Consider the following 302-nt stretch of genomic DNA (forward strand, 5'->3'; position numbering starts at 1 on the left):
AGCAACTGACTTGTAATCAGTAGGTTGAGGGTTCAAGTCCTTTAGCCGGCACCATGATGGAGGAGTAGCGAAGTGGCTAAACGCGGCTGACTGTAACTCAGTTCCTTTGGTTCGGTGGTTCGAATCCGCCCTCCTCCACCATTCATTGGGGTATAGCCAAGCGGTAAGGCAACAGACTTTGACTCTGTCATCTCCCTGGTTCGAATCCAGGTACCCCAGCCATTAATAATGACCCGCTAGCTCAGCTGGTAGAGCATCTGACTTTTAATCAGAGGGTCAGGCGTTCGAATCGCCTGCGGGTC

The 302-nt window shown here is 52.0% G+C and carries 3 tRNA genes; all 3 read left to right on the forward strand.

What is annotated here, in order from left to right:
- The first annotated feature begins 58 nt into the window (after positions 1-58).
- The 3 genes from KSU54_RS18725 to KSU54_RS18735 all read left to right on the forward strand — a co-directional run bounded on the left by KSU54_RS18725 (position 59) and on the right by KSU54_RS18735 (position 302).
- Positions 59-141: transfer RNA gene (locus KSU54_RS18725), tRNA-Tyr, on the forward strand.
- 5 nt (positions 142-146) lie between these two features.
- Positions 147-222: transfer RNA gene (locus KSU54_RS18730), tRNA-Gln, on the forward strand.
- 8 nt (positions 223-230) lie between these two features.
- Positions 231-302, forward strand: a tRNA-Lys gene (locus KSU54_RS18735).

It is taken from the genome of Erysipelatoclostridium sp. MSK.23.31 (genome assembly GCF_019125875.1).
Classification (GTDB): Bacteria; Bacillota_I; Bacilli_A; order Erysipelotrichales; family Coprobacillaceae; genus Thomasclavelia; species Thomasclavelia ramosa.